This is a genomic window from Litoribaculum gwangyangense, from assembly GCF_039543505.1.
Lineage (GTDB): Bacteria > Bacteroidota > Bacteroidia > Flavobacteriales > Flavobacteriaceae > Litoribaculum > Litoribaculum gwangyangense.
Map to the genome: position 1 here is coordinate 450,198 of NZ_BAABJW010000003.1, position 7,031 is coordinate 457,228.

Consider the following 7,031-nt stretch of genomic DNA (forward strand, 5'->3'; position numbering starts at 1 on the left):
TTGTAAATTTAGTTTATGAAAAGCGCATTATTTCCTGGATCATTCGATCCGTTAACCTTGGGACACTACGATATTATAAAGCGTGGTGTGACGCTTTTTGATGAAATTATTGTGGCTATTGGTGTCAATTCTGATAAAAAATACATGTTTACTCTTAATGAACGCAAACGTTTTATTGAAGAAGCTTTTGCCAGTGAGCCCAAAGTAAAAGTGGTAACATATAAAGGGTTAACGGTTGATTTTTGTAAAGAAATAGGCGTTGATTTTATTTTACGAGGGTTGCGAAATCCCGCAGATTTTGAATTTGAAAAAGCCATCGCACACACCAATAGAAGCCTCTCAGAAATAGAAACCGTTTTTCTATTAACCGCAGCTCGTACCTCATATATTGCTTCTTCCATTGTGCGCGATGTTATTAGAAATCATGGCGATTACACAAAATTAGTTCCAGATAGTGTACGTGTAAAACAACATCACTTTAAATGAATTTCCCTTTAAAATTCAAAAATTCCTTTTTAATCGTTTTACTCATTTTATGTTCTTGCGGTAAAAGCAAACCTGCAAAAGAAAAAACAGACTTCTGCACCAGTATTCATAAAAATAATAGTACAACTCTTACCAAAGAACTTCAGGATGTAGCTTTATTGATGAAAAGTAAAACTGCGGTTTATGTTTTAGAGGACGGAAGTGGCTCTATGGTGGCTAGAGCTTGGTTAACTGAATATGCAGAAAAAACCATCGATATTCAATACTTTATTTTTTCAACCGATAATGTCGGGCTCATAGCATGTGATTATTTAGTTAGAGCAGCAGATAGAGGTGTTAAAGTAAGGATTATAGTTGATGATATTATGGTAGATACCGATATTGAAGATATCTTAACTTTTAATTCCCATAAAAATATTTCGGTGAAAATATATAATCCAGGAGTTAATTTAGGGAAAAATATTTTTCAAAAAATAGAAAAATTCACTTCTGATTTCAGAGGTGCTAACCAACGGATGCACAACAAAACATTTATAGTTGATGATAAAGTTGTTATAACTGGAGGCAGAAATATCGCAGATGAATATTTTGATTATGACCACGAATATAATTTTAGAGACAGAGACATTCTTTTGTTAGGAAAAGAATCGGGAGCTGTAAAAAAATCTTTTGATGAATTTTGGAATAGCCCATTAAGTGTCCATGTAGAGGCTGTTGTTAAAGGTGAATCTAAAGATACCTATCAGGAAAATCCATTTGAAAATCTTCATGAGTATGCTTGCAATCCTGATAATTTTTGGCCTCAAGTAAGAAAACGCATTGAAAAATTACCAGAAACATTTCAATCCATTAAAAATTCGGGAGATTTGGTATGGTTAGATGATGTTAGCTTTATTTCAGATATACCAGGAAAAAACGATGGAGAAGATGGCTTGAGTGGTGGTGGTGTTTCAACCACGGCACTTATCAACTTAATTAAAAATGCTAAGTCATCAATCGACATACAAACGCCTTATTTAATAACAACCGAATTAGGTAGAAACCTATTTAAAGAAGCTGTTGACCGCGGCGTAAAAATTAGAATTCTCACTAATAGTCTGGCCTCAACAGATAATTTAGAAGCTTTTAGCAGTTATCAATCAGACAGAGAAAGATTATTAAAAACAGGCGTGCGCGTTTTTGAATTTAGACCAGATGCCGAGGAACGAAAAAAGATTATGACTGGAGAATTACAAATTACATTAGACCACCAACCTACCTTCGGACTTCATGCAAAATCTATGGTAATTGATAACTATATAACGGTTATTGGTACTTTTAATTTAGACCCCAGAAGCGCTAACCTAAATACAGAATGCATTGTTATTGTTAATTCTAACAAAGTATCTAAAAGTGTTTTAGAGGGGATGGAAATTGAATTTAAACCAGAAAACTCGTGGGAATCTACATTAGAATTAAATCCCGACAGTAAGGTGGGGAATTACAAGCGCTTTAAAACATGGACTAGGAAAATTATTCCTAAAGAAATTTTATGATACGTTTATTTTTACAAAATGAAAACGAGTGCCTCAATTAGTAAATTCGTAACATTTCTTTAATATATTATACTAATAAGTAAATAATATATTCTAGAATTCATGTTTCTTCCAATTACATATTTACTTTTTAAATTAAAATTAATTCAGCCTTCTGAAAGAGCGATTTACTTTTGGACGCAGAATTATGATGTTGGAAAATTGGAATATGCCTTAAAATTTGGAAATTATAAAACCCGAAAACTAGCTGCAGAAGCTTTAGAAATTATTGGTGAACCGTCATCTATACCGGCTCTTCTGCATGCCATGAGCGATAAAGTTCAAAATGTATCCATTGCTGCATTAAATGCTTTGGAGAAAATTAGTAAAGAGGAAGAACTTATAAAAACCATTGTGAATAAACGATTTAATTGGGTTACATACATCAATGAACGTAAAGCAAAATATGAAGCCAACAAAAATAAAAAGTATACTATTTACCGTTGGGAGCGCACCAGCAAAAAATCATTTGACCGTGTAAAAGAACAATTAAAGAAGCCCATACGATAACTATTTTAAGGAAATTAAAACTTATACTCCGAAAGCCCTTTGGTAAAAGCCTCGGGGTTTTCGGCTAAATGGTAACGTGGGTCGTCAATAGCTTCAACAATTACTTCCTTAAATTTTGGGCTTGCTTTGTATAATAATATTTTACAATCCTCACTTAAGTGTTTCAACTTTATGGATTTACCCTCAGCTTCATATTTATTAACCAAATTAAATATAGCTTCTAGAGCAGAATGGTCACTAACACGTGATTCAATAAAATCAATTTCCACATTATCTGGATCATTTTTTACATCAAATTTGTCGTTAAAAGCCAAAATAGAACCAAAAAATAAAGGACCCCAAATTTCATAAATTTTAGTGCCATCCTCTCGCAAACGCTTTCTAGCGCGTATGCGTTTGGCATTTTCCCAAGAAAAAACCAGTGCGCTGATAATAACTCCTGCAATAACGGCTATGGCCAAATCAAAAATAACGGTTAAAGAAGATACCGCAACTAACACAATAACATCGCTTAAAGGTATTTTATTTAAAATACGGAAACTACTCCATGCAAATGTTCCTATAACAACCATAAACATGACACCCACCAGAGCGGCAATAGGAACTTGCTCAATTAAACCGGAAGCAAAAAGAATAAAAACTAATAATAAAACAGCAGCAACAATACCTGATAATCTAGTTCTACCTCCAGATTTTATATTGATTAATGATTGCCCAATCATAGCACAACCACCCATACCACCAAATAACCCAGTAACAATATTCGCGCCACCTTGAGCTAAACATTCTCGGTTGGTGTTGCCTCGGGTTTCCGTTAATTCGTCAACAAGATTTAAGGTCATAAGTGATTCTATCAAACCTATTGCAGCCAATATTAAAGCATAAGGCCCAATAAATTTTAAGGTTTCCCATGTAAAAGGTACTTTAGTGAAAATAGCCGTTTGGAATTCTGGCAATCCCCCTTTTAAACCTTCTCCACCACCATCACGAATAAAACTACCTACTGTTGCAACATCTAATTTCCCAAAAATTACAATGGCCGAAACCACTAAAATGGCTATCAAAGCTTCTGGGAGTTTTTTAGTGAGTTTTGGTAACCCAAACATAATTCCCATAGTTAAGGCTACTAATCCAAGCATTGTCCAAAGTTGTGACCCTGAAAACCAATTTCCCGAAGCATCTTTAAACATTCCTAACTGAGATAAGAAAATAACAATGGCCAAACCATTAACAAAACCCATCATAACTGGGTGCGGAATCAGCCTTACAAACTTACCTAGTTTAAAAAACCCTGCTAACATTTGAATAATTCCCATTAAAATAACCGTAGCAAACAAATAATAAAGACCCAAATTTTCTCCTTCAATTCCAAACGCATTACCTTCCGCGACCAAACTAACCATAACCACAGCTAAAGCACCTGTTGCACCACTTATCATGCCTGGTCTACCGCCAAAAATGGAGGTAATTAGTCCTATCATAAAGGCTGCATACAAACCAACCAATGGATCAACCCCTGCAACAAAAGCAAAGGCTACGGCCTCTGGAACCAAGGCTAATGCCACCGTTATTCCACTTAAAATATCATTTTTAGCATTGGCTGCTCTTTTAGTAATAAACTCCATAGTACCATCTTTGAAGCTGTAAATTTACGTTTAATAAGCTGGTTTGCAAGTGAAGTGTTAATATTTGAATGTTTATATAAACTACAACGTTTGAAAATTTGCAAATTATTTTCTTTATAAATTGTAGATTTACTCAAACAATTAATCCTCATGAAAAGAATTCTTATTCTATTAGTTTTTATAATTGCTTGCAACACTTCAAACGAAATCTCAGATCATAACTTCGAAACTCAATTTGAAAAATCAAAAGGCTTAGAAACCGCTACCTACCAAGAAACCATTCAATTTTATAAAAATCTATCTGAAGCTTACGCTGAAATTTCCATGGATAGCATAGGTGAAACAGATTCTGGAAAACCTTTACATCTGGTCACTTTAAACATGGATAAAACATTTGATTTTTCTGAAGTTCGCAAAACAGGGAAAAGAATTTTAATGATAAATAATGGCATCCACCCCGGAGAATCAGATGGTATTGATGCTACCATGATGCTTTTTAGAGATATGGTTCAAGGAAACATAGTAGCTCCTAAAAATACGGTTTTAGTTACCATTCCTATTTATAATGTTGGTGGCAGTTTAAATAGGAACTCTACTACACGAACCAATCAAAACGGTCCTTTAGAATATGGTTTTAGGGGAAATGCTAGAAATTATGATTTAAACCGCGATTTTATTAAATGTGATACCAAAAACGCTAAAACATTTGCTAAGATTTTTCATTTGGTAAAACCCGATGTTTTTATTGATAATCATGTTAGTAATGGTGCGGATTATCAATACACTCTCACCCATTTATTTACACAACACAACAAACTTTCTGGAGGTTTAGGTAATTATTTACATACTGAAATGATGCCAGAATTGGAACAAAAACTAGATAAAAAAGATTGGAATATTACCCCATATGTAAATGTTTTTAATGAATTGCCAGAAAAAGGATTCTCTCAATTTATGGATTATCCTCGGTATTCAACTGGTTACACTACGCTTTTTAACGTGTTGGGAATGATGGTTGAAACACATATGCTAAAACCCTATAACAAACGTGTTGAAGGCACCTACGAACTTATGAAAAGCATGATTGAAATTGTTGAAGAGCAAGGTGATAAAATTTCTGAATTACGAAAAAAGGCTATATCTGAAATTCAAAATCGAAAAACCTATGCCTTGGATTGGAAAATTGATACTACAAAACACTCTAAGTTAATTTTTAAAGGTTTTGAGGGCAACATTATAAAAAGTAATGTGACTGGTTTTGACAGATTGAAATACGATAGAACTAAGCCTTTTACAAAAGAGGTGGTTTACAAAAATTATTTTGCACCAACGATTGAAGTAGAAATACCAAAAGCTTATTTAATTCCCAAAGGTTGGCATAATGTGATTGAACTATTACAGTTAAATCAAGTCGAAATGATAGCCTTTGAAAACGATACTACTTTAACTGTTGAATCTTATAAAATTTCTGATTTCAAAACCAATCAAATGCCTTTCGAAGGACACTTTCAACATTACGATACAAAAATTGAAAAAACTAAAAATGAGATTCTATTTTCAAAAGGTGATTATCTGATATACACCAATCAAAATGCTATCAGATATTTATTGGAAACATTAGAACCACAAGCTCCTGATTCATTTTATAACTGGAATTTTTTCGATACCATTTTACAGCAAAAAGAAGGATTTTCTCCCTATGTATGGGAAGATAAAATTTTAGAAATCCTTTATTCAAACCCCACATTACAAATAGATTTCAACTTAAAAAAAACCTATGACAAAGATTTTGCAAGTAACTGGTATGCCCAACTAGACTGGTTGCACAAGCAAACCGATTATTATGAATCAGCTCACATGCAATATCCCGTATATAGACTTCCATAAATTAAAAATAAAAAGCCTACCACATAATATGGTAGACTTTTTAACACTTGAATTAGTCGAATTTTTCTTTTTCTATTTTCTAACTATTATCTTTTCGGTTACAGTCCTGTATTCCGATTTAAATTGCACTAAGTATAAACCTTCACTTAGTATACTGGTATCAATTTTTTGAGTTCTATTTTGTAAATCTTTCGCAATACCAGATATGACTCGTCTTCCACTTGCATCATAAACATTGAAGTTCATAACTTCACCATCAAAGAGCTCTAAGTCAACATTTAAGATATTAACAACTGGATTTGGGTGAACACCTAAGGTTGTGTTTTGTGCAATAAAAGCCTCCTTGAACTCATCATAACTTTTATAAAGTACTACATATTCAGCTATTTGCTCATTTATCCAATCTTTATCAGTGTTGGTTTTACCACTTCTATTGTTCTTAAAAAATCTGTTAAAGAAGTCACAAAACCATTGTGATCCAATAACTAAATTTACAGCACCTTGCACATCTAAGGAAGCACAAATATTATTATCCGAAATTAAAGATGCTACATCAAAACCAGTAGTAACTCCTGGCACAACCACACTTAAATCCAAAGTGTTTGGGTTAAATACTAAACTATGTATTCTGTAAAAACCTCTATCCCTTACTTCAAACTCCGGAGATGTGGACACATTTAATATGGTTAAAGAGAAGGCCTCTGTTAAAACATACAATTGTTGATATCCATTTGGTATTGTAGGATTTATTTTTGTAGTTGCTGAAATAACCGCAGAACCGTTACTTAAACAACTGATTGGACTATTTGAATACATCGTTCCAGAGAAAGCATTACAAACTTCACCTTCTTCAACCATCACTGGTACACCTGCTACATCTAAACTTGCACAAAGACCATTGTCTATAACCAAGCCCAATACAGCGCCTCCTGTGGTAACTCCAAATTCT

General features: G+C 33.5%; 6 protein-coding genes. 4 read left to right on the top strand and 2 right to left on the bottom strand.

The features are described 5' to 3' along the window. Positions 1-15 precede the first annotated feature (15 nt). From coaD to ABD963_RS11430, 3 genes are all read left to right on the top strand, one after another. Positions 16-486 (top strand): pantetheine-phosphate adenylyltransferase, encoded by a 471-nt coding sequence (gene coaD, locus ABD963_RS11420; protein ID WP_345277098.1) that lies wholly within the window; start codon positions 16-18, stop codon positions 484-486. Beyond that, a complete protein-coding gene (locus ABD963_RS11425; protein ID WP_345277099.1) occupies positions 483-2,021 on the top strand; it encodes a phospholipase D family protein in 1,539 nt (512 codons plus the stop codon). The genes coaD and ABD963_RS11425 overlap by 4 nt, the downstream gene beginning before the upstream one ends. Before the next feature lie 102 nt (positions 2,022-2,123). Then, positions 2,124-2,570, top strand: a complete 447-nt coding sequence (locus ABD963_RS11430; protein ID WP_345277100.1) for a HEAT repeat domain-containing protein — start codon at positions 2,124-2,126, stop codon at positions 2,568-2,570. Between the two features lie 14 nt (positions 2,571-2,584). Here ABD963_RS11430 and ABD963_RS11435 read toward each other — a convergent pair whose 3' ends face one another. Then, on the bottom strand, positions 2,585-4,195 hold the full coding sequence (locus ABD963_RS11435) for a SulP family inorganic anion transporter (RefSeq protein WP_345277101.1): 1,611 nt from the start codon (positions 4,193-4,195) through the stop codon (positions 2,585-2,587). Positions 4,196-4,345: 150 nt separating this feature from the next. On the opposite strand from ABD963_RS11435, the gene ABD963_RS11440 reads away from it, so the two are divergent. Next, the gene (locus tag ABD963_RS11440; RefSeq protein ID WP_345277102.1) at positions 4,346-6,082 is read left to right on the top strand and encodes a M14 family metallopeptidase; all 1,737 of its coding nucleotides are present in this window, start codon (positions 4,346-4,348) and stop codon (positions 6,080-6,082) included. 72 nt (positions 6,083-6,154) lie between these two features. On the opposite strand, the gene ABD963_RS11445 is transcribed toward ABD963_RS11440, so the two are convergent. Continuing rightward, positions 6,155-7,031 (bottom strand): T9SS type A sorting domain-containing protein (locus tag ABD963_RS11445; RefSeq protein WP_345277103.1); only part of this gene is annotated, 877 nt, incomplete at its 5' end.

Coding starts and splice junctions, on each gene's coding strand:
- ABD963_RS11425 (WP_345277099.1), top strand. CDS start 483: ATGAATTTCCCTTTAAAATTCAAAAATTCCTTTTTAATCGTTTTACTC.
- ABD963_RS11430 (WP_345277100.1), top strand. CDS start 2,124: ATGTTTCTTCCAATTACATATTTACTTTTTAAATTAAAATTAATTCAG.
- ABD963_RS11440 (WP_345277102.1), top strand. CDS start 4,346: ATGAAAAGAATTCTTATTCTATTAGTTTTTATAATTGCTTGCAACACT.
- coaD (WP_345277098.1), top strand. CDS start 16: ATGAAAAGCGCATTATTTCCTGGATCATTCGATCCGTTAACCTTGGGA.
- ABD963_RS11435 (WP_345277101.1), bottom strand. CDS start 4,195: ATGGAGTTTATTACTAAAAGAGCAGCCAATGCTAAAAATGATATTTTA.